The 19,903-nt window shown below is 72.4% G+C and carries 18 protein-coding genes; 5 read left to right on the top strand and 13 right to left on the bottom strand.

The annotated features are described in order from the left end of the window. Positions 1 to 81: 81 nt before the first annotated feature. The 3 genes from ACFO4E_RS04925 to ACFO4E_RS04935 form a co-directional block, all read right to left on the bottom strand. The gene (locus ACFO4E_RS04925) at positions 82 to 729 is read right to left on the bottom strand and encodes a hypothetical protein (protein WP_378571811.1); all 648 of its coding nucleotides are present in this window, start codon (positions 727 to 729) and stop codon (positions 82 to 84) included. Positions 730 to 733: 4 nt separating this feature from the next. Next, positions 734 to 3,232, bottom strand: a complete 2,499-nt coding sequence (gene leuS / locus ACFO4E_RS04930) for a leucine--tRNA ligase (RefSeq protein WP_378571812.1) — start codon at positions 3,230 to 3,232, stop codon at positions 734 to 736. Positions 3,233 to 3,386: 154 nt separating this feature from the next. Beyond that, positions 3,387 to 3,677, bottom strand: a complete 291-nt coding sequence (locus ACFO4E_RS04935; protein ID WP_378571813.1) for a hypothetical protein — start codon at positions 3,675 to 3,677, stop codon at positions 3,387 to 3,389. Between the two features lie 225 nt (positions 3,678 to 3,902). Between ACFO4E_RS04935 and ACFO4E_RS04940 the strand changes: the two genes are divergently transcribed. Further along, complete coding sequence (locus ACFO4E_RS04940) at positions 3,903 to 4,325, top strand: DUF6406 domain-containing protein (protein ID WP_378571814.1); 423 nt, start codon at positions 3,903 to 3,905, stop codon at positions 4,323 to 4,325. Between the two features lie 85 nt (positions 4,326 to 4,410). Continuing rightward, positions 4,411 to 5,958, top strand: coding sequence for a long-chain-fatty-acid--CoA ligase (locus tag ACFO4E_RS04945; protein ID WP_378571815.1), 1,548 nt, complete (start codon positions 4,411 to 4,413; stop codon positions 5,956 to 5,958). A 39-nt stretch (positions 5,959 to 5,997) separates the two neighbouring features. On the opposite strand, the gene ACFO4E_RS04950 is transcribed toward ACFO4E_RS04945, so the two are convergent. The 9 genes from ACFO4E_RS04950 to ACFO4E_RS04990 all read right to left on the bottom strand — a co-directional run bounded on the left by ACFO4E_RS04950 (position 5,998) and on the right by ACFO4E_RS04990 (position 15,296). Continuing rightward, the gene (locus ACFO4E_RS04950; RefSeq protein ID WP_378571816.1) at positions 5,998 to 6,225 is read right to left on the bottom strand and encodes a hypothetical protein; all 228 of its coding nucleotides are present in this window, start codon (positions 6,223 to 6,225) and stop codon (positions 5,998 to 6,000) included. 69 nt (positions 6,226 to 6,294) lie between these two features. Next, the gene (locus ACFO4E_RS04955) at positions 6,295 to 7,332 is read right to left on the bottom strand and encodes a glycoside hydrolase family 3 N-terminal domain-containing protein (protein WP_378571817.1); all 1,038 of its coding nucleotides are present in this window, start codon (positions 7,330 to 7,332) and stop codon (positions 6,295 to 6,297) included. Continuing rightward, positions 7,329 to 8,069 carry a carbohydrate ABC transporter permease gene (locus ACFO4E_RS04960; RefSeq protein WP_378571965.1) on the bottom strand — a complete coding sequence of 247 codons (741 nt, stop codon included), beginning with the start codon at positions 8,067 to 8,069 and terminating at the stop codon, positions 7,329 to 7,331. The genes ACFO4E_RS04955 and ACFO4E_RS04960 overlap by 4 nt, the downstream gene beginning before the upstream one ends. 125 nt (positions 8,070 to 8,194) lie before the next feature. Then, the gene (locus tag ACFO4E_RS04965) at positions 8,195 to 9,169 is read right to left on the bottom strand and encodes a carbohydrate ABC transporter permease (RefSeq protein ID WP_378571818.1); all 975 of its coding nucleotides are present in this window, start codon (positions 9,167 to 9,169) and stop codon (positions 8,195 to 8,197) included. A gap of 4 nt (positions 9,170 to 9,173) precedes the next feature. Then, positions 9,174 to 10,442, bottom strand: coding sequence for a sugar ABC transporter substrate-binding protein (locus ACFO4E_RS04970; protein ID WP_378571819.1), 1,269 nt, complete (start codon positions 10,440 to 10,442; stop codon positions 9,174 to 9,176). A gap of 160 nt (positions 10,443 to 10,602) precedes the next feature. Continuing rightward, a complete protein-coding gene (locus ACFO4E_RS04975) occupies positions 10,603 to 11,877 on the bottom strand; it encodes a cytochrome P450 (RefSeq protein WP_378571820.1) in 1,275 nt (424 codons plus the stop codon). Between the two features lie 170 nt (positions 11,878 to 12,047). Then, positions 12,048 to 12,497, bottom strand: coding sequence for a hypothetical protein (locus ACFO4E_RS04980; protein WP_378571821.1), 450 nt, complete (start codon positions 12,495 to 12,497; stop codon positions 12,048 to 12,050). Positions 12,498 to 12,560: 63 nt separating this feature from the next. Further along, positions 12,561 to 13,820: a class I SAM-dependent methyltransferase gene (locus tag ACFO4E_RS04985; protein ID WP_378571822.1), complete on the bottom strand. Its 1,260-nt coding sequence runs from the start codon at positions 13,818 to 13,820 to the stop codon at positions 12,561 to 12,563. A gap of 51 nt (positions 13,821 to 13,871) precedes the next feature. Beyond that, entirely contained in the window at positions 13,872 to 15,296 is a 1,425-nt protein-coding gene (locus ACFO4E_RS04990) for an FAD-binding oxidoreductase (RefSeq protein WP_378571823.1), read from the bottom strand. 248 nt (positions 15,297 to 15,544) lie between these two features. On the opposite strand from ACFO4E_RS04990, the gene ACFO4E_RS04995 reads away from it, so the two are divergent. Further along, on the top strand, positions 15,545 to 16,300 hold the full coding sequence (locus ACFO4E_RS04995; RefSeq protein WP_378571824.1) for a glutamate racemase: 756 nt from the start codon (positions 15,545 to 15,547) through the stop codon (positions 16,298 to 16,300). Positions 16,301 to 16,381: 81 nt separating this feature from the next. Here ACFO4E_RS04995 and ACFO4E_RS05000 read toward each other — a convergent pair whose 3' ends face one another. Then, a complete protein-coding gene (locus tag ACFO4E_RS05000; protein WP_378571825.1) occupies positions 16,382 to 17,845 on the bottom strand; it encodes a hypothetical protein in 1,464 nt (487 codons plus the stop codon). A gap of 191 nt (positions 17,846 to 18,036) precedes the next feature. On the opposite strand from ACFO4E_RS05000, the gene ACFO4E_RS05005 reads away from it, so the two are divergent. Further along, positions 18,037 to 18,384: a hypothetical protein gene (locus tag ACFO4E_RS05005; protein WP_378571826.1), complete on the top strand. Its 348-nt coding sequence runs from the start codon at positions 18,037 to 18,039 to the stop codon at positions 18,382 to 18,384. A 238-nt stretch (positions 18,385 to 18,622) separates the two neighbouring features. Continuing rightward, entirely contained in the window at positions 18,623 to 19,813 is a 1,191-nt protein-coding gene (locus ACFO4E_RS05010) for an AI-2E family transporter (protein WP_378571827.1), read from the top strand. Positions 19,814 to 19,903: the final 90 nt, after the last annotated feature.

Genomic DNA, 19,903 nt, shown 5'->3' on the forward strand with positions numbered 1-19,903 from the left:
TAACGCTACCGGCCCTGCCGAGGAGGCGGTCCCGCCGCCGGTCCGGGGCGGGCGCGCCGGCGCCGGAGAGTGAGCGACGCCTCACAGCGATCCCGCGACCTGCTCCCCCAGCGCCACGGCGCCGTCGCGTGCGTCGTCGTAGGACAGCGGGACGCCGCCGTCGCCTTCGTCGCCGCCGTAGGACACGCGGACCACCAGGTTGTCGCGGCGGAACGCGACTTCGGCGCCGGTCCCGCCGGACGCGCCCGGCCACACCATCGCCCCGTCGCCCAGAGCGGGTACGGGCGCGGCGCCTTCGAGGTCGACGACCGGCGACAGGTCCGACAACTGCCCGGCCGCGGACTCGGACCCGGTGGGTTCACCCGCCCGGTCGGTGAAGTACGCGGTGAGGTCGACGTGCAGGAACCGCGGCGCGGCCGCATCGGCGGACACCGATGTCCACACGCAGGTGGCGCTGTCGGCGCCGTCGAGCCGCCCGTGCTCGGCGGTCTCCAGCTCGGCGCCCTCGAGCAGGGATTCGACGGCTCCGGGGTCGACGGTGTCGCACCCCGGAGCGACAGCGAAGGCGTCGTCCCCGCCGGCCTGGACCGCCGGGCCCTCGGCCCCCACCGCCAGGCCGGCGGCGATCGCGACGCCCGCGATCACCGCGACCCCGCCCGCGGCCAGCGACCACCGCCGGACGGGGGTCGCGGTCGCCTCGCGGATCAGCCGTTCCACGCGGGCGTCCACGGCGTCACCCCACCACGATGTTGACGAGCTTGGGCGCGCGGACCACGACCCGGCGGATCTGCTTGCCGCCGATGAAGCCCTGGACCTTCTCGGAGGCCAGCGCCAGCCGTTCCAGCTCCTCCTCGGAGATGTCGGGGGCCACGTCCAGCTTGTCGCGGACCTTGCTGGCGACCTGGACCACGCATGTGACCGATTCGGTGACCAGCAGCGCGGGGTCGGCGCTGCGCCAGTTCCCGACGGCCACCGAACCCGTGTGCCCCAGCAGCTCCCAGCCCTCCTCGGCGAGGTAGGGCGCGACCAGCGACAGCGTGATGGCGATGGCCTCGGCGGCTTCGCGCACCGCGGGGTCGCCCGCCCCGGGCCCGGAGTCGATGGTCCGGCGGGCGGCGGTGACCAGTTCCATCACCCGGGCGACCGCGACGTTGAAGCGGTGCGCCTCGACCGCGGCGGTCACCCGGTCGAGGGTCCGGTGCGTGGCCTTGCGCAGGTCGGGGTCGCCGCCGGCGGGGTCGGTCCCCGGAGCGGACGCCGCGCCGGCCTGGGCCATGACGCGGTACGCGCGGTTCAGGAACTTCAGCGACGCCGCCGGGGAGACGTCGGCCCAGTCGATGTCGTCCTCGGGCGGGCCGGCGAAGATCATGGTGAGCCGGACGGCGTCGACACCGTAGCCGTCGATCTCGGCGCCCAGGTCGACGCCGTTGCCCAGCGACTTCGACATCGCCCGGCCGCCGTTGATGACCTGGCCCTGGTTGAGCAGGCGCGCGAACGGCTCGGTGAAGCCGACCATGCCCATGTCGTAGAGGACCTTGGTGACGAACCGGGAGTAGAGCAGGTGCAGGGTGGCGTGTTCCTTGCCGCCGATGTACTGGTCCACCGGGCCCCACTTGGCGACCTTGTCCGTGTCGAACGGTGCGGAGTCGAGGTGCGGCGAGCAGTAGCGCAGGAAGTACCAGGACGAGTCGACGAAGGTGTCCATGGTGTCGGTGTCGCGGGTGGCGGGCCCCCCGCACCGCGGGCAGTCGACGTTGACCCAGTCGGTGGCCGCTGCCAGGGGGGAGACCCCCTTGGGCGCGAGGTCGGCGCCCTTCATGTCGTCGGGCAGCCGCACCGGGAGCTGGTCGTCGGGGACGGCGACCTCGCCGCACTCGGGGCAGTGGATGATCGGGATCGGCGTGCCCCAGAAGCGCTGCCGGGACAGCAGCCAGTCGCGCAGCCGGTAGTTGACCGTGCCCTCGCCGGTGCCGCGCCCGGCCAGGATCTCGATGATCCGGGGGATCGCGTCGCCCTTGGCCAGGCCGTCCAGCGGCCCGGAGTTGACCAGGACGCCCTCGCCCGCCGTGGCCACCCCGCTCTGGGCGGGGTCGGCCTCGCCGGTCTCGACGACCACGCGCACCGGCAGTCCGAACGCGCGGGCGAAGTCCAGGTCGCGCTGGTCGTGCGCCGGCACCGCCATGATCGCGCCGTGGCCGTATTCGGCCAGGACGTAGTCGGCCGCCCACACGGGGATGCGCTCGCCGTTGACCGGGTTGATCGCGTGGCGGCCCAGGAACACGCCGGTCTTGGGCCGCTCGGTGGACTGCCGCTCGATGTCGCTGAGCTTGGCGACCTCCGACCGGTATGCCTCGAACTCCGCCCGCTGCTCCGGCGCGCACAGTTCGTCGGCCAGGGCGGCGTCGGCCGCGACCACGAAGAACGTGGCCCCGTAGAGGGTGTCGGGGCGGGTGGTGAAGACGGTGACGGGCTCGTCGCGGCCCTCGATGGCGAATCGGACGTCGGCGCCCTGGGACCGGCCGATCCAGTTGCGCTGCATGGTCAGGATCTCGTCGGGCCACCGGCCGCCGTCGATCTGCGCCATGTCGTCCAGCAGCCGCTCGGCGTAGTCGGTGATCCGGAAGTACCACTGGTTGAGGGTCCGGCGCACGACCTCGGTGTGGCAGCGCTCGCACCGGCCCTGCACGACCTGCTCGTTGGCCAGCACGGTCTGGTCCTTGGGGCACCAGTTGACCAGGCCGTCCTTGCGGTAGGCCAGGCCGCGCTCGAAGAAGCGCAGGAACAGCCACTGGTTCCAGCGGTAGTACTCGGGGTCGCTGGTGTGCAGCCGGCGCGACCAGTCGACCGAGATGCCGTAGCGCCGGAACGACTCGGCCTGGGTCTCGATGTTGGCGTAGGTCCAGGCGGCGGGGTGGCTGTCGTTGCGGATGGCGGCGTTCTCGGCCGGGAGGCCGAAGGAGTCCCAGCCGATGGGGTGCAGGACGTTCTCGCCCTGCTGGAAGCGGTAGCGCGCGATGACGTCGCCGATGGCGTAGACCTCGGCGTGCCCCATGTGGAGGTCGCCGGAGGGGTAGGCGAACATGTCGACGACGTAGCGGCGCGGGCGGCCGTCGGCCGGGTCCTCGCTCGCGGCGAAGGGGTTCTCCTTCGCCCACCGCGCCTGCCACTTCTCCTGGAGGGCGCGGGCGTCATAGGACTCGCTCGTCGCCTGGTCTCCATCTACCGCTGTCATCGCTGGGTCGTCCTCTACCGGGTCGCACAAGGGCACATTGCGGCTGGGAGTGCTGGTGGCCGCTTCCCCTGCGCGAACGGCACGGGGTGCGGCGGCTCCGGCAGCCGGGTGTCTGAGCTTCCAGGTTAGCGCGGACCCTGCTCGCGACGGACGTTCATTTCCTCCGGTAGGAGGAGCGTTTCACCGCCCTCGCCCCGTCCTTGCGGCGGGTCGTGCGCGCCGAGCCGTCGCGGTCGCGCTTCGGGCGGCGCCGGTAGCGCACCTGGTACCCCTCGACCAGGGGGGTGCGCTGTGCCCTCTCCTTGAGCTCGGGGTCGGCGCCGGGGCCGGCGAGGCCGTCCCGGAAGTAGGTCGGCGGCGCCTCCGTCATCCGCACCAGCCTCCAGATGACGAAGAGGCCCACGGCCAGGATCAGTACGGCTCCGGCCCAGATCCACCACGGCATGGACGGACTCCTTGTGTCAGGGGGGTGCGGCCCGTCCCGGGTGCCCGGGGCGGGCCCATCGGTGTCGTCATTCCCACCCGGCGGGGATCCACTCGGGCCCGGGCCCACCGGTGCACCCGGGTCTCGGGCGGGTGTGCCGGTGGGACAATGCAGCCGGAGGCGCGCCGCTGTCCGCGGCGCTGCGCCCCGACCTCCCGTGCCCCCCTTGATGGAGATTCGCTCACGATGACGACGTTCGATGGTGCCCGCCGTTTCGCCCGGGTGGTGTCCCTCGCCGCGCTGGGGCTCGTCCTCGGCATCGGCTCCGCCGCGTGCGGCGGCGAGGCGGAGCCCGATGCCTCCGAGAGCGCCGGACCGGCCCCGGTGCTGGGCCCCGATGACGACCGCCTCCAGCTGACCGAGGGGGTGCCGGTCGAGCTCGGCGCCGGCACCGACCGGGCGACGACCCTGCGGATGGCGGGCCATCAGGACGGCGACGACCCGGCCGTGGTCATCAGCGTCGGCGAGGACGGCGACGACAGCGAGCACACCCTCAGCCTCGGCGACACCCTCGATATCGGCGGGGAGCCCTGGCGCGTCTCCGAGATCGGTATCAGCGACTCCGATTCCCGTCCGGGCAGCGTCACGCTGATCCGCGGCGAAGGGTGACCGGGCGGCGAACCCCCCTGCCGGACATTGTTACCGTGCGGTAGAACAGTGACCTGGACCACTGGCCACCGCCGCGGGAGGCGCGATGCTGAACCTGTCCGTTCTGCTGGAGGACGGCGCCCGGACCACCCCCGAGCGCGACTGCCTCGTCTTCGGCGACCTGCGCCTCAGCTACGCGCTGACCGACATGATCGCCAACCAGGTCGCCAACCTGCTGGTGCAGCGCGGCGTTCGTCCGGGCGACCGCGTGGCGCTCGCCAGCCCGAACGTGCCCTACTTCCCCTTCGTGTACTTCGGCGCGCTCAAGGCGGGCGCGGTCGTGGTGCCCCTGAACATCCTGCTGACCGCGCGGGAGATCGCCTATCACCTGGAGGACTCCGGAGCGACCGCGCTGTTCGCGTTCGCCGGGTCCCCCGACCTCCCCCTCGGCGAGCGCGCCCACGCCGCCTTCTCCCAGGTCGACTCCTGCCGCACCTACATCGACCTGCCCGCCGCCGCGGGCGCGACGGAATCGGGCATCGAGGGCGCCCAGACGCTGTGGGCCGCGCTCGACGGCCTGCCCGGCACCTTCTCGCCGGTGCGCACCGACGCCGACGACACCGCGGTCGTCATCTACACCAGCGGCACCACCGGCACCCCCAAGGGCGCCGAGCTGAGCCATAACAACCTGCTGTTCAACGCCGTCGCCTGCGACACGCTCTTCGGCCGTTCCCCCAGCGGCCACGACGTGTTCCTGACCGTGCTGCCCCTGTTCCACATCTTCGGCCAGACCACGATGATGAACCTCGGCCTGTACCGGCACGGGACCCTCGTCCTGCAACCGCGCTTCGACGGCGACGAGGCGCTGCGGCTCATGGAGCGCGAGCGCGTGACCATCTTCGCCGGGGTGCCGACCATGTACTGGGGGCTGCTCGGCGCCAAGGGCGGGCACGACATCGACGCCATCACCGCCGCCCTGGTCACGGCGGTGTCCGGCGGCTCGGCCCTGCCCGGCGAACTCGCCCGCAAGGTCACCGAGCGGTTCGGCGTGGAGATCCTGGAGGGCTACGGGCTCTCCGAGACCTCTCCGGTGGTGTCCTTCAACAATCCGAAGGTCAAAGCGAAGACCGGCTCGATCGGCAGACCGATCTGGGGGGTCGAGATGAAGCTCGTCGACCCCGGCTTCGCCGACATCGAGGGCGAGGGCCCGGGTGAGATCGCGGTGCGCGGCCACTGCGTGATGAAGGGCTACCACGGCAACCCCGAGGCGACGGCCCAGGTGGTCCGCGACGGCTGGTTCCGCACCGGCGACATCGCACGGCGCGACGAGGAGGGCTTCTACTTCATCGTCGACCGCTCCAAGGACCTGATCATCCGCGGCGGCTACAACGTGTACCCGCGGGAGCTGGAGGAGCTGCTGATGACCCACCCCGGCGTCAGCCTGGCGGCCGTGGTGGGCGTGCCGCACGACACCCACGGCGAGGAGATCACGGCCTTCGTCATCCGCGAGGAGGACTCCGCGCTCACCGAGGAGGAGCTCGTGGCCTGGAGCAAGGAGCGGCTGGCCGCCTACAAGTACCCGCGCCTGGTGCGGTTCCGCGACGCCCTGCCGATGACCGCGACCGGCAAGATCCTCAAGCGCGAGCTGCGCTGACCGCACGCCGCGGGCCGGCGGCGTGCCGGCCGCCGCCGGTCACGACAGCGGGCGCCACTGGGAGTCGCACCCGGTGCACCGGAACTCGATCCGCTTGCCGCAGGTCTTGCAGTGCGGGCCGGGGCTGTAGTCGTCGAGGTGGTCGGCGTGCCGGTCGGCGAAGAACCGCAGGTCCATGCAGACGTTGCAGCGGATGGCGACCGTGGTCGGGCTCTTGGGCCACGGGGTGTCGGGCTCGACGGGATGCTGTTCGGACTCCGGCGCCATCTCGCCCCTCCCCCGGTCGGTGCGGGCCGCCGGCCCGCGGGGCCACCCTCTCCGCCCGGGGGCCGGCGGTCAAGTCCGTGTACGGGCCGCGAGCAGCCGCTCGACCCGGCCGGCCGCCTCGGCGAGGCGCTCCACGGGGACCGCGCCGGCGGCGACGCCCTCCAGCAGCCGGTCGCGCGTGCCGGCGAACATCTCCTCGTCGCCGGCCCGCGCGGTGTAGGGGTTGCCCAGGCACAGCAGGTCGGCCCCCGCGGAGAGCGCGGCCACGGCCCCGCGGGCGACGCCCTCCAGCACGGATCCGGCCCCGGTGTGCCGCGCGAGTCCGCGCATGTCCAGGGCATCGGTGATCGCCACTCCGCGGAACTCCACCTCGTCGCGCAGCAGGGCGTAGGCGCGCGGCGACACGCTGGCCGGCGCGTCGTCGAGAGCGGGGATGCGGATGTGGCCGACCATCACCATGTCCACCCCGGTCCGCACTGCCGCCCGGAACGGCACCAGCTCGCGGGCGCGCAGGGTGGCCATGTCGATATCGATCACCGGGAGGTCGACGTGGGAGTCGGTGCGGGTGTCGCCGTGCCCGGGGAAGTGCTTGGCGGCCGACAGCAGCCCGGCCTCGTGGAGCCCGGCGGTGAAGGCGGCGCCGTGGGCGGCGACCGCGGCGGGCTCCGCCCCGAAGGCGCGCGGCCCGATCACGGGGTTGGCGGGGTTGACGTTGACGTCCACGACCGGCGCCAGGGCGGCGTCGATACCCGCCGCCCGGAGATCGCGCCCCATGGCCGCGGCGACGCCGCGGGTGTGCGCGATGTCGTCGGCCGCTCCCAGCTCCCCGTGGGCGGGATAGGGCGATCCCGCGCCGGCGTGCAGGCGGGTGACCCGGCCGCCCTCTTCGTCGGAGGCCACGAGCAGGTCCGGGCGCAGCCCGTGCAGCCGCGCGGAGAGCCCCGCCGGGTCCTCGGTGAGGTTCGGGGCGAAGTACAGCACCGACGCCAGGCCCTCATCGGTGATGGCGCGCTCCAGCCACGGCGGGACGCCGGTCCCGCAAAAGCCCGGCATCAGCACCGTGTGCGCCATGCGCCGGACGGAGGGGTCGCGCCGCGCCGCGCTCATCCCTTCACCGCCCCGTGGACCAGTCCCGACACCATCCTCCGCTGCACGATCAGGAAGAAGACCATGACCGGCAGGGTGATGACGGTGGAGGCCGCCATGACCGAGGGCCAGTCGGTGGTGTACTGGCCGTAGAACTGCCGCAGGCCCACCGCCACCGTGTACTTGTCGCCCTCGTTCAGGAAGGTCAGGGCGAGGATGAACTCGTTCCACGCGGTGATGAACGAGAAGATGGCCGTTGCCACCAGGCCGGGCGCCGTCAGGGGCAGCAGCACCGACCAGAACATCCGCGGCCAGGACGCGCCGTCGACGTAGGCCGCCTCCTCGACCTCCTGGGGGATGGCCGCGACGAACCCGCGCAGCATCCACACGGCGAACGGCAGCGCCAGGGCGATGTAGACGATGCTCAGGCCCAGCAGCGAGTTGAGCATCTGGAGGTCGCGCACCTGGAGGAACAGTGGGATGACCAGCGCCTCCAGCGGCACCATCTGCACGATGAGCAGCATCACCAGCATGGTGGTGCGCAGCCGGAACCGGAACCGGGCGACCGCCACGGCCGCCAGCAGCGCCAGCAGGCTGCTGCCCACCACGGTCACCAGCGCGACCAGCAGCGAGTTGCCCAGGTAGGTGAGGAAGCCCGCCTCGACCAGGATGTAGCGGAAGTTCTCCAGGGTCACCGAGGCGGGCAGCAGTGACTCGCTGCCCGTGGTGGTCTCGCCGGAGAACGCCGTGACGAGCATGAAGTACGCGGGGAACAGCGTGAACACGAGCACGCCGGCCACCGCGACCGCCCGGCCCAGCGCCGCCGAGCGCCGCCGGGACCCGCCCCGCCGCACCGCGGCCCGCTCGGTCGGCGAGGTCGCGCTCACTTCAGCTCCTCATCGCGGAACAGGGCCCGCAGGTAGACGATGGTGATGGCGATGAGCATGAGGGTCAGCACGACCGCGATCGCCGACCCCATCCCGTACTCCTGGCGCCCGAAGGAGCGCACATAGGACCACACCCCGAAGTTGAGCAGGTCCGGGTTGGACCCCGACCCGCCGGGCATCAGGTAGACCTGCGCGAACACCTTGAAGTCCCAGATGGTCGACAGGATGGTGACCACCGCGAACACCGGGCGCAGGGTCGGCACCGTGACGTGCCAGAACCGGTGCCAGGCGCCGGCGCCGTCGATCATCGCGGCCTCGTAGAGTTCGCGGGGCACGGTGAGCAGCCCGGCGAGGACCGTCACGGTCACGAAGGGGAACCCGTGGTGGATGACGTTCAGCACGACGATCCCGTAGAACGGGAGCCGCTCGGTGAACCAGTTGAATCCCTCGGGCCCGATCGCGCCCAGGGCCTGGAGCCCTTCGCGGACGATGCCGCGGTCGACGTCGAAGATCCAGACCCACACGTAGGTCCCGGTGACGGCGGGCATCGCCCAGGCGACCAGGATGCAGCCGGCCACCGCGGCCCGGGCCATGGGCGAGAGCGTGCGCAGCAGCAGGGCCACGAGCGTGCCGAACACGACCGTGCCGCCGACCGCCGCCACCGCGAACACCACGGTGTTGGGCAGGGCGACCCGCCACAGGTAGCCGTCGCCGAACAGCCGGACGTAGTTGTCGAGCCCGGTGTAGTTCGACTCGCCGGACACCACGTTGCGCAGCCCGTAGTCCTGGAACGACAGCAGCGCGACCCGGATGAGCGGGTACAGCAGCAGGACGCCGATGACCACCAGCGCGGGCGCCAGCAGCACCCACGGGAGCAGCCGCCGGCGCCCCGCCGCGGTGAGGCGGCGACGGCGGGTGGGCGGGCGGCCGGCCACCGGGGCGGCCGGCCGCGTGAGAACGGAACCGCTCACGTGTTCAGGTGTCCTCGTTCAGGATCGATTCGATGTCCTCGGTTGCGGTGGCGGTGGCGTCGTCGACCGAGGCCCGTTCGTTCAGGATGGCCTGCACCATGGTCTGCACCACCATCTCGCCTTGGACGCGGCCGTAGTTCTGGCTGGCGGGAACGCCCTTGCCGGCATCGCTCATCTGCACGGCGAACGGCCGCACCAGCGGGTCGTCGGACTCGGTGTAGGGCTCGATCTGCTCCTGTAGGCCGGGGAAGTAGGTGGTCTCCTCCGACCAGCGGGCGGCGTTCTCGGTGCTGGTGAGGGTCTCCAGGAAGCTCCAGGCGAGGTCTTCGTCGGGGGTCCCGCTGAACACCGCCAGGTGCGAGCCGCCGAGGAAGGACGGGCTGTAGCCGCCGTCGGGCCCGGGGATCGGGAACGCGGCGATGTCGCCCTCGAGGTCGGGCGCCGCCTCCAGGATCGCCTTGGGGGTCCAGCTCCCGGCGATCGTCATGGCCACGTTTCCGGCGATGAACTCCTCCTGGATGTTGGTCTCCTTCCAGGTGGTCGCGCCCGTCGACGAGACGCCGTCCTCCAGCGCGAGGTCGGTGTAGAAGGAGATGCCCTCGCGCGCCTCGGCGCTGTCGAGCCCGGAGGTCCAGGTGCCGTCGGCGCCCTGCTCGGCGATCTCGCCGCCGGCGCCCCACACGAACGGCAGCACCGAGTATTCGGCGTCGCCCGCGACGGGGAACGCGATCAGGTCGTCGCGCTCCTCGGAGACGGCGACCGCGGTGTCGCGCAGCTCCTCCCAGGTGGTGGGCTCTTCGAGGTCGAGCTCCTCGAACACGTCGGTGCGGTAGAGCACCGACCGCACGCCGGCGTACCAGGGCAGGCCGTACAGGGCGCCGTCGACGGTGCCGGCCTCGGCGAGGCCGGCCGCGTAGGCGTCGGTGTCGCCCACCCGCTCGGTGATGTCGATCAGCCCGCCGGCGTCGGCGAACTCGGGTGTCCAGGTGGTGCCGACCTCGGCGACGTCGGGTGCGGTGCCGCCGGCCATGGCGGTCACGAACCGCTCATGGGCGTCGGCCCACGGCACGAACTCGACGTTGACGTCCACCCCGGTCTCCTGGGTGAACTGCGCGCCGATGTCGTCGAAGTACGCCGTGGCGTCGGGGTTGGTGCCCTCCATGATCCAGACTTCGAGGGCGTCGCCCTCGCCAGCGCCGCTGCCACAGGAGGTGGCGACCAGTGTGAGGGTCGCGACCAGCGCGGCGACGGGCAGGACGTGCTTGCGTGCCATCGGCGTTCTCCCGTCCATTCACGATCCCCCGGGGGGTTGGTAAGAAACTTACGCAAAAACCGGTTGACTGTGAAGTAAACCGCAGCAGTGTCGTGCGGATCGGCGCGATCGCCTCCGCCGCCGGTGCCGACCGTCACGGTACCGAGACGCGGGGTGGCGGTCAGAAGGCGCACGGCATCGATTTGATTCCGTTCACGAAGTTGGAGAGCAGCCGCTCGGGCGGGGCCGTGGAGCGGATCGCGGGCACCCGGCGGTGGAGTTCCCGGAACATCACCCCGATCTCGCGGCGGGCCAGGTGCGCGCCGAGGCAGAAGTGCGGGCCGGGCCCGCCGAACCCCAGGTGCGGGTTGGGGCTGCGGGTGATGTCGAAGGTGTCGGGGTCGGCGAAGACGGCTTCGTCGCGGTTGGCGGAGGCGTAGTAGAGCACGACCTTGTCGCCGGCGCGGTAGGCGTGGCCGTTCATCACGTGGTCGCGGGTGAGGGTGCGCCGCATCCAGATCACCGGGGAGGAGTGGCGGACGATCTCCTCGACCGCGGTCCCGGCGTGCGCCTCGAAGTCCGACCACCACAGCTCCCGCTGGCCGGGGTGGCCGGTGAGCAGCGCTAGGCCGTGGCTGATGGCGTTGCGGGTGGTCTCGCTCCCGGCGACCGTCAGCAGGATGAAGAACGAGCCCAGTTCGCGGTCGGTGAGGGATTCGCCGTCGATGTCGGCGCGGACCAGGGCGGAGGTGAGGTCGGTGGTGGGGGCCGCGCGCCGTTCGGCGGCGAGCTCGCCCAGCAGGGCGGCGAGGTCGCCGCCCGCGGTGAGCATCCGGGTGAGGGCGGCGTCGATGTCGTGGCCGAGGTAGTCGGGGTCGCTGCCGGCCAGGATCACGGAGGCGTTCTCGAAGACCATGGCGCGCCGGTCGGCGGGGACGCCCATCATCTCGCAGATGACATCGAGCGGCAGCCGGGCGGCGACCTCGGCGACGAAGTCGCAGGGGCCGGTGCGGACGAGGTCGTCGACGATCTGCTCGGCCAGGCGCTGGACGTCGTCCTCGAGCTTGGCCAGCATGCGGGGGGTGAACCCGCGGGACACGATCCGGCGCAGCCGCGCGTGGCGGGGGTCGTCGAGCCCGATCATCGAGCCGAAGAACTCGCCGAACTCCTCGGGCATATCGGGGATCGAGATCGCGGTCGGGCGGGAGGAGAAGACCTGCGGGGTGCGGCTGGCCTCGACGACGTCGGCGTGGCGGACCAGGGCGTGGAAGCCGGGGCCCGCGGGGATCGGGCCGATGTCGGCCTCGGCGAAGAACACCGGCGGCCGGCGCCGCAGCCGGGCGAAGGCCGCGTGGCGGTCCTCGGGCGGCCTGGCCCAGAACGCCGTGTCCGCGAGGTCGATATCGGAGAGGTCGTCGGCGTCTCCCGCGCGGTCGGCGGGTGTCGAGGCGGCCATACGCGGAGCCCCTTTGCATCGCGGTGGGTGCTGCCCCTCCACTCTTTACATGTTCGCCACCGAGGTCAAGAACGCCGTCACCGGCTGTGGAAAAGCGGCCCCGACCAGGGCGCCGCCGCCCCCGGCGGCCGGCGGCGCGGGCGCCGCCGCCCCCGGTCGCGGTCCGCGTGTCACTCGGCCAGGCCCGTGGCGATGCGCAGCGTGGCGATCAGCTCGGCCGGCTTGTAGACCGCGGTGCCGATGGCGGCGCAGAACGCCGCGAGCATGTGCACCCGGACCAGGGGGTCGCCGTTGGTATAGCGCTCGGCGATCTCCTCCTCGCCCACGGAGTAGGCCTCCCACGCCGTGACCACCGCGAACTCCACCTCCGGGGGGAGCAGGTCGGCGACCGCGGCGGCGACGGCCTCGCGGGAGTCGGCGGGCTTCCACACCACGCCGGTCTCCTGCACGCGGCGGGTCAGGAAGGACGCGAAGACCTTCAGTTCGGAGGCGACCGGGTCGGTGTCGCCGCGGATCGATTCGGCCTCGCGCGCGACGGCGTCGCCGTCCTTGCGCACATAGGCGTCGACGAGCGATATGGCGCGCTGCTTGACGTGCTCGTTGTCTGCGGTTCCAGGCATGACCCCATCATGCCCGGGGCGGGGCGCGACCGGCGATCGGATTCCGGCCGCGCCCCGGCGGATTCAGCCGAAGTCCGGGCGCAGCGGCACGTGCGCGTCGGTGCCGTCGAGCTTGACCCCGAGGATCTGGTGGAGCTGGACGACGTTGCGCTCGAACCCGAGCACGCAGCCGGCCATGTAGAGCCGCCACACGCGCGCGGTCCCCTCGCCCACCTCGGCGACCGCGTCGTCCCAGTTGGCGTCGAGGTTGGCGCACCAGTGCCGGAGGGTCAGCGCGTAGTGCTCCCGCAGGTTCTCCTGGTGGCGGATCTCGAAGCCCGCGTCGTTCATCTCCGCCTGGATGCGGCCGGGGCCCTCCAGTTCACCGTCGGGGAAGACGTAGCGGTAGATCACCCCGCGCGGGTTGAGCGGCGGCAGGTCGTTGCGCGGCCGCGTGATGCAGTGGTTGAGCAGCCTGCCGCCCGGCTTGAGCTTGTCGTTGAGCCCTTTGAAGTAGCCGGCCAGGTTCCGCGCACCGATGTGCTCGGTCAGCCCGATCGAGCTGATCCGGTCGTAGATGCCGTCGGGGACGTCGCGGTAGTCCATGTGGCGGACCTCGGCGAGCCCCGTCAGTCCCTCCTGGGCGATGCGCTTGCTCGCCCATTCGGCCTGCTCCTTGGAGAGCGTGACGCCGAGCGCCTTGACCCCGTACTCCCGGGCGGCGTGGCGGACCATCCCGCCCCACCCGCAGCCGACGTCCAGCAGCCGCATGCCCGGGCGCAGGTCGAGCTTGCGGGAGACCAGGTCGTACTTGTCGGCCTGGGCCTGCTCCAGGCCGGTGTCCTGCTCGGCGAAGACCGCGCAAGTGTAGGTCATCGACGGCCCCAGGACCATCTCGTAGAAGGCGTTGGAGACGTCGTAGTGGTGGTGGATCGCCTCGGCGTCGCGCCCCTTGGAGTGGCGCGCGCCCAGTCCCAGCATCCGGCCGCGGCGCACCTCCTGCGGTGGCGGTGGCACGCGGTTGACGAACTTCACCCATCCGATGCCCTTGGCGATGCGCGCGAGTTCCAGGGCGGAGGGCCGCACCCTGTCCCCTAGGGCGAACTCCGACATCGCCTTGAGCGCGGTGTACATGTCGCCTTCGAGGTCGATGTGCCCCGAGACATAGGCGCGGGTCAGGCCCATCGCGTTCGGCGACTGGGCCAGGTAGTTGAGCGCCACCGGGGTCCGGACGACGATCGTGGTGTCGCTGCCCGGATCTCCTGCGGTGCTGCCGTCATAGGCGCGGAACCGAACGGGTGCGTCGCCGCCGACGACGCGTTCGAAGATCTCCGCTAGCCGCATGGTCGTTCCCTTCTCGCCGCACGTCGCCCACTGCCCAGGCGGGCCGGCGTGTCACCTGTTGCCAACGCATTTGGCGTAAAGGTCGAGGAGCCGCCCCTGGGGGTCGTAGGCGTGCTTGAGCCGCCGGTAGCCCTCGCCGTTGTAGAGCCGCCAGAACTCCTCCTCCGTGTAGAAGGAGTCGGAGTACAGCGACTTGTGCCCGCCCAGCCGGGAGACCTCCTCCTCGACCAACCGGTTGTGGTGGGCCTTCCGCTGCCCCGGGACCATGGGGACCCGGCCCCAGAACCCGAAGTTCACGTAGAGCCGGTCCGGCTCCAGCGGGTAGAGCGGCCACACGTGGCCCCCGCCCGGCTCGCCCTTCTCGCGCAGCCGCAGCGGGCACATCCACACCGGGCTCATCCCGATCTCGGAGTGGAAGAAGTCGAGGAACTCCGCCCCCCTGTCGACACCGACCTCGATGTCCTGGATGAGCGGCTCCTGCTGGGGACGGCCCCGGTAGTGGTCGAGCAGCCGGCTGAAATCGGTGCGGCGATCCAGCGCGACGAGCTTGCGGTAGACATCGGAGCGCTTCAGGGAGCGGGGCCACAGGCCGCGCACCGCGGGATTCTGCACCCCGAAGGCGCTGGAGCACCAGAACCAGTCGGTGTCCCAGCGCCACAGGTAGTCGTGGGTCGTCAGGTAGTCGCCCGGCCCGGTGCCGGCGTAGCGGCGGATGGACCGGTAGTAGATGTCGTTGCCGGTGTAGTCGCTGGTCCAGGGCGCGGAGTCGGTGAAGGACGCCAGTGTGACGTACAGCTCACCGGGCCCGAACGCAACGCCGTCGGCGAAGTCCACCCGCTCGCCGCCGTGCTCCCCGGCGGCGCAGATCCGGGCGAACGCGTCCATGGCCTCGGCGGCGGACCCGAAGCGCAGGTGGCGCAGGTGCACGTAGGGCGCGACCGGCTCCAGTTCGATGCGCAGCCGCAGGCTGTAGCCCAGGGTCCCGTAGGAGTTGGGGAAGCCGTGGAACAGGTCGCCGTGCTCGTTGTCGCGGCGGGCCACGACGGTCTCCCCCGAGCCGGTGAGGATCTCGATCTCCTGCACGGACTCGTGCGGCAGCCCGTTGCGGAAGGAGGAGGACTCGATGCCCAGCCCGGTCACCGCGCCGCCGAGGGTGATGGTGCGCAACTGGGGCACCACCAGCGGCATCAGTCCGTGCGGCAGGGTGGCGGCGACCAGGTCCTCGTAGGTGGTCATCCCGCCCACCTCGGCGACCCTTTCGACGGGGTCGACCGACAGCACCGACGCGAACGCGCTCACGTCCAGCCGCGGGGCGCTCGACGCGTCGCGGAACCGGAACAGGTTGGAGGTCGGCTTCGCCAGGCGCACCGGCGCGTCCGCGGGGAGCGCGGCGTAGTCCCGCCGCAGCCGCTGGACGGCTCCGACATGCTCGGCGAAGTCCCGCTGGGAAGTCCGACGGCTCACGTTCACCCTCATCTCACCCGCCCCGGCGCCGCAGCGCCATCGTCTTCTCGCCGGCCGCGCCCCTGCGGGCACGGCCGTCGGACAGCCTATTCCTACTTGCCGGTAATACCCACCGGCGGATCGATGTTCGGCATGTCACCCGCGCGGCCGGGAATCCCCGCGGAACATCCCTCCCGCCGGACGGCCCGTCCCATTCTGGTCCCGACACGGCGCGGTATCCATGGTTTTTCCCGGGGCGGAGCGGCATAGGATCGGCTGACGTGCGCATCGCCCTCGTCGACTCCGGAATCGGGATGCTGTCCACCGCCGCCGCACTGCGCGCGGCGCGGCCCGACGCCCACCTGATCCTCTCCATGGACCCCGACCACATGCCGTGGGGCCCGCGCGCGCCCGAGGAGATCATCGGGCGCGCCCTGGCCGGGGCCCGTGCCACCCGCGGATTCGGCGTCGACGCCGTCGTGGTGCCCTGCAATACCGCCTCCGTCCACGGCCTCACCGCGCTGCGCGCGGAATTCGAGCCGGCGATCCCGGTCGTCGGCACGGTCCCTCCCATCAAGCCGGCGGCGGCCGGAGGCGGGCCGATCGCGGTGTGGTCCACCGCCGCCACCACCAGCAGCCGCTACCAGCGCGACCTCATCGAGCGCTTCGCCCCCGGCATCTCCGTGACCCCGGTCGCCTGTGTGGGCATGGCCGAGGCCGTGGAATCGGCCGATCCCGGCGCCGTGGCCGGGGCCATCGCCTATGCGGCGGAGCGCACCCCGTCCGGCGTGACGGGGGTGGTCCTGGGCTGCACCCACTACGACCTGGTCGGCGACGAGATCTCGGCCGCCTTGGGGCACCCCGCGGAGCTGTTCACCGCGGCCGGCTCGGTGGCCGCGCAGACCCTCCGCCGGCTGGGCGCCGCCCCGGCCCCGGGACTGGCGCGGACCGGCACCCTGACGGTCCTGGCCAGCGGCCGCCCGGCCGAACTCCCCAAGGCCGCCCTCACCTACCCGGCGGGCATCGCACTGCTCTAGGCCACCTCCGGACGCGGTCGGCGCCGCCGTCCCGCACCGGGCGCCGGCGGCGTCGCGCATCGATCCGCACCGGCACCGGACCTAGCGCACGCGAGCGGGCTCGGGCGTGATCAGGGCGGCATCGGTGAGCGTGCGGACCAGGGTCCGCACACCGGCGGTGTCGTTGTCGTACAGCAGCGTCTCCAGCAGCGACAGCGCCGCCTTCTGGTCGCCGGGCATGCGCCGCACGTGCCGCCACTGCGGCTCGGCGGCGACGTCGGTGAGCATCAGCGTCCGGCCCACCTGGCCCAGCGCGTTGAGCAAGGAGGCGTCATCGGGCCGGTAGGGCAGCGCCGCGACCACGAGGTCGGCCTGCCGTTCGGGGTCGACCTGCTCGGGCGGCTCGGTGCGCAGGAGCGCGAGGAGGTCGGCCGCCGGGACGGGGAGGACCACCGGCGGCACCGCGCCGACCGCGGCGCGGGCCTCGGCGAGGTCGCCCGCGGGGTCGTCGACCCGGCGGACCCGGGCCAGCGCGCGCTCGGCACGCAGAACGGCGCTCTCGGCGACCCAGCGGGCGCCGCGGGCGGCGGCCAGCCGGGCCGCGCTCAACGAGAGTTCCAGGCAGGGCCGGTGCGCGCCGACGCGTTCGCAGTACCGCGACCACGTGGTCAGCGTGACACCGAGCCGCCAGTCGTTGCGCAGGGCCCCGTGCGCGGCCAGGTTCTCGGCCGCCTCGGCCCAGGCCGGGCGCAACGCGGGGTGGGCATCGGCGTCGCGCAGATCAGGGAGGGCGTCGACGGCGTCCTCGACCGGGCACCGCCCCGTGCGGGCGAGCCAGGCGAGCAGCCGGGCGCGCTCGACGCGGATCCGGCGCAGCGCCGCCGAGCGGACCGGCCCCGACGGCCAGGGCGCCGTTCCGGCGGCCTCGATCCGGCCGAGCGCTGCGAGCGCGTCGGCGTGGCGGTCCTGGTGCCGGAGCGCGCGCACGTAGCCGAACGCGTAGTCGATGCCGACCCGGCCGCCGGTGGCGCGGACATCGGCCGCGCGGGCGTCGAGTTCGGCCACGGCCTCGTCGGGCCGGTCGTCGTCGACCAGGGTGTCGGCGTGGGCCAGCGCGAGTGCGGGAAACGCCGGATGGCCGGGGCGCGTGTGCGCCCGGGCGCGGGTCAGCAGGGCGGCGCGGTCCACGACGTAGCCGGGGCCGTCGATCGTGGCGTAGCAGGCGAGCGCGTTCTCGGCCGCGCACACCGCGGGCGGGCATCCGGCGCGGCCGGACTCGGGGTGGGCGTTGTCGAGCTGGGCCAGCGCGTCGGGGAGCGCCACCGTGCCCTCGGCGCGGTCGCCCACCCGCGCCGCCACGGGCCAGTGGTCCAGGAACGCCGGGAGCCAGGCCGGGGCCCCGGCGTCGCGCGCCGCGCGCCGGGCCGGGGGGAGCAGGGTGGCGATGCGTGCGGCGTCGCCGTCGGCGGCGAGCTGAGGCAGGCGCGCGACGGCGTCGGCGAGCTCGGCGTGCCCGCCTTCCCGGAGGTCCCGGGCGGTCTCGGCCAGCCATGTCCACACACTCATCAGCGATCCCCCTCATCGGTGCGCACTGAAAGTAGCAGAGCGGTTACTCTCACGTGATCGATATCCGAAAAGTCCCGTGTCCGTGCGGGCCGATAGACTCGGAATCAGGGGGACCGGCACACGACCACGATCCGAGACGGCACGGGCGCGGCGGCACCGGTCGGGTCGGCACTGACGGGAGCACGACACCTATGGGATGGCGAGACCGGTTGGGCCTGCGCAGGGCCAAGCGGCACGGCAAGGCGCGCTTCGACCGCGCGGCCGAGGACTCCGACCTCAAAGCCCTCATCGAATTCACCAAGAGCCGGGTCGGAGTGGAGTTCTTCGTCGAACCCGAGACCTTCGCGACCAGCACCACCGCGGTCGCCGTGGCCACCGACGGCGAATGGATCCGGCGCCGTGTGGGCTCGCCCGACGTCATCCGCCGTGTCGCCCGCAACCTCCGGGCGCCGGTCTACGACGTGCAGATCGTGGGCTACCCCAAGCGCATGCGCGAGTGGACCGCGCGGAACAAGCGCGGACTCTCGCTCGACGACTGACCCGCCCGCGGTGCCTCCACGCGCCGCCGGCGCATGGAGGCACCGGCCCCTCCCCCGGGCGCTCCCCGGCGACACCCCCGCACCGTCCGCTCAGCCTCCGGGGGCGCCCGAAGTGGCTATACAGTCGGAATGAGGCAATGAACGCAACGGGAGCGCTACCGCCCCGATGGCGAACAAACCGGGGACACGGGCGGAAGGGAAGTCGCTACCTCGTATGAGCGCGCCCAGCAGGAACGGCATGCCGGCATGGCTCCCCAAGGCGATGCTGCTCGCCGTGTGGACGGTGATCGCCTTCGGCGTCGCCGGGTGGCTGTTCCTCCAGCTGCGCAGCCTGCTCGTGCTCCTGCTGATCTCCCTGTTCCTGGCTCTCGCCCTGGAGCCGGCCGTCAACTGGCTGAACCAGCACCGGTGGCCGCGGGGCCTGGCCACCGGCACGGTCATGCTCACCGGGCTCGCCATCGTCGTGGTGTTCTTCTCCGTGCTGGGCTCGATGCTGGTCGGCCAGGTGCTGGAGTTCGTCAACCAGGTGCCCGCCATGAGTCGGGGCCTGCTGAGCTGGGTGAACTCCACGTTCCACACCCAGTTCTCGCCCAACACCCTGCTGCGTGAGATCACCGACGCCACGGGCCTGATCGACCAGTACGCCTCCAGCGTCGCCGAGAACGCCTGGGGCGCCGGAACCACCCTGCTGGTGCTGCTGTTCAACGGGCTGACCATCGCGCTGTTCACCTACTACCTGACCACCGACGGCCCCCGGTTCCGCCGCACCATCTGCTCGGTACTGCCCCCCAGGACCCAGCGCGAGGTGCTGCGCGCCTGGGAGATCGCGATCAGCAAGACCGGCGGCTACATCTACTCGCGCGCCCTGCTGGCCCTCATCGCGACCGTGGCGCACTACGTGGCGCTGGCGGCGCTGGACGTCCACTACGCCTTCGCCCTGGCCCTGTGGGTGGGCGTGCTCTCCCAGTTCATCCCGACCGTGGGGACCTACATCGGAGGGGCGCTGCCGGTCCTGGTGGCGCTCATGCAGGGCCCCTGGCCGGCGGTGTGGATGCTCGTCTTCATCACGCTGTACCAGCAGTTCGAGAACTACCTGCTCCAGCCGCGCATCACCGCCCGCACGCTGGACATGCACCCGGCGGTCGCGTTCGGGTCGGTCATCGCCGGCGCCGCGATCCTCGACGCGCCCGGCGCCCTGCTGGCCCTGCCCGTGGGCGCGAGCCTCCAGGCGTTCCTGAGCGTCTACATCCGCCGCTACAAGGTGGCCGAGCACCCATTGCTCGACGCGGCCGAGGACGAGGCGCTGCACGGCGGATCCCCCGGCGCGCGCACCGGCGCCGCCGGGCCGGACCCGGCGCCTCCGGCCGACCCCGCTCCCCCGGCGGACTCCCCGGGCCCGGCCGATCCGGCGCCCGCCGCGGGCCGGTGAGGGCCCCGCGGTCCAGGGGGAGGGCAACCTACCCCACGCGGGCCGCGGGTGGGAAGGTGCCGGAGGGCCCTGCGTCCGGCGCGTTCGCGT

It is taken from the genome of Nocardiopsis mangrovi (assembly GCF_042653925.1).
GTDB lineage: Bacteria > Actinomycetota > Actinomycetes > Streptosporangiales > Streptosporangiaceae > Nocardiopsis_B > Nocardiopsis_B mangrovi.

What these genes read in the sequence shown, in the direction of transcription:
- ACFO4E_RS04970 (WP_378571819.1), bottom strand. Translation starts at nt 10,442, where the DNA reads ATGGCACGCAAGCACGTCCTGCCCGTCGCCGCGCTGGTCGCGACCCTC.
- ACFO4E_RS04990 (WP_378571823.1), bottom strand. Translation starts at nt 15,296, where the DNA reads ATGAGGGTGAACGTGAGCCGTCGGACTTCCCAGCGGGACTTCGCCGAG.
- ACFO4E_RS04940 (WP_378571814.1), top strand. Translation starts at nt 3,903, where the DNA reads ATGACGACGTTCGATGGTGCCCGCCGTTTCGCCCGGGTGGTGTCCCTC.
- ACFO4E_RS04945 (WP_378571815.1), top strand. Translation starts at nt 4,411, where the DNA reads ATGCTGAACCTGTCCGTTCTGCTGGAGGACGGCGCCCGGACCACCCCC.
- leuS (WP_378571812.1), bottom strand. Translation starts at nt 3,232, where the DNA reads ATGACAGCGGTAGATGGAGACCAGGCGACGAGCGAGTCCTATGACGCC.
- ACFO4E_RS04950 (WP_378571816.1), bottom strand. Translation starts at nt 6,225, where the DNA reads ATGGCGCCGGAGTCCGAACAGCATCCCGTCGAGCCCGACACCCCGTGG.
- ACFO4E_RS04960 (WP_378571965.1), bottom strand. Translation starts at nt 8,069, where the DNA reads ATGCTCGTCACGGCGTTCTCCGGCGAGACCACCACGGGCAGCGAGTCA.
- ACFO4E_RS04985 (WP_378571822.1), bottom strand. Translation starts at nt 13,820, where the DNA reads ATGCGGCTAGCGGAGATCTTCGAACGCGTCGTCGGCGGCGACGCACCC.
- ACFO4E_RS05005 (WP_378571826.1), top strand. Translation starts at nt 18,037, where the DNA reads ATGGGATGGCGAGACCGGTTGGGCCTGCGCAGGGCCAAGCGGCACGGC.
- ACFO4E_RS04980 (WP_378571821.1), bottom strand. Translation starts at nt 12,497, where the DNA reads ATGCCTGGAACCGCAGACAACGAGCACGTCAAGCAGCGCGCCATATCG.
- ACFO4E_RS04955 (WP_378571817.1), bottom strand. Translation starts at nt 7,332, where the DNA reads ATGAGCGCGGCGCGGCGCGACCCCTCCGTCCGGCGCATGGCGCACACG.
- ACFO4E_RS04975 (WP_378571820.1), bottom strand. Translation starts at nt 11,877, where the DNA reads ATGGCCGCCTCGACACCCGCCGACCGCGCGGGAGACGCCGACGACCTC.
- ACFO4E_RS05000 (WP_378571825.1), bottom strand. Translation starts at nt 17,845, where the DNA reads ATGAGTGTGTGGACATGGCTGGCCGAGACCGCCCGGGACCTCCGGGAA.
- ACFO4E_RS05010 (WP_378571827.1), top strand. Translation starts at nt 18,623, where the DNA reads ATGCCGGCATGGCTCCCCAAGGCGATGCTGCTCGCCGTGTGGACGGTG.
- ACFO4E_RS04935 (WP_378571813.1), bottom strand. Translation starts at nt 3,677, where the DNA reads ATGCCGTGGTGGATCTGGGCCGGAGCCGTACTGATCCTGGCCGTGGGC.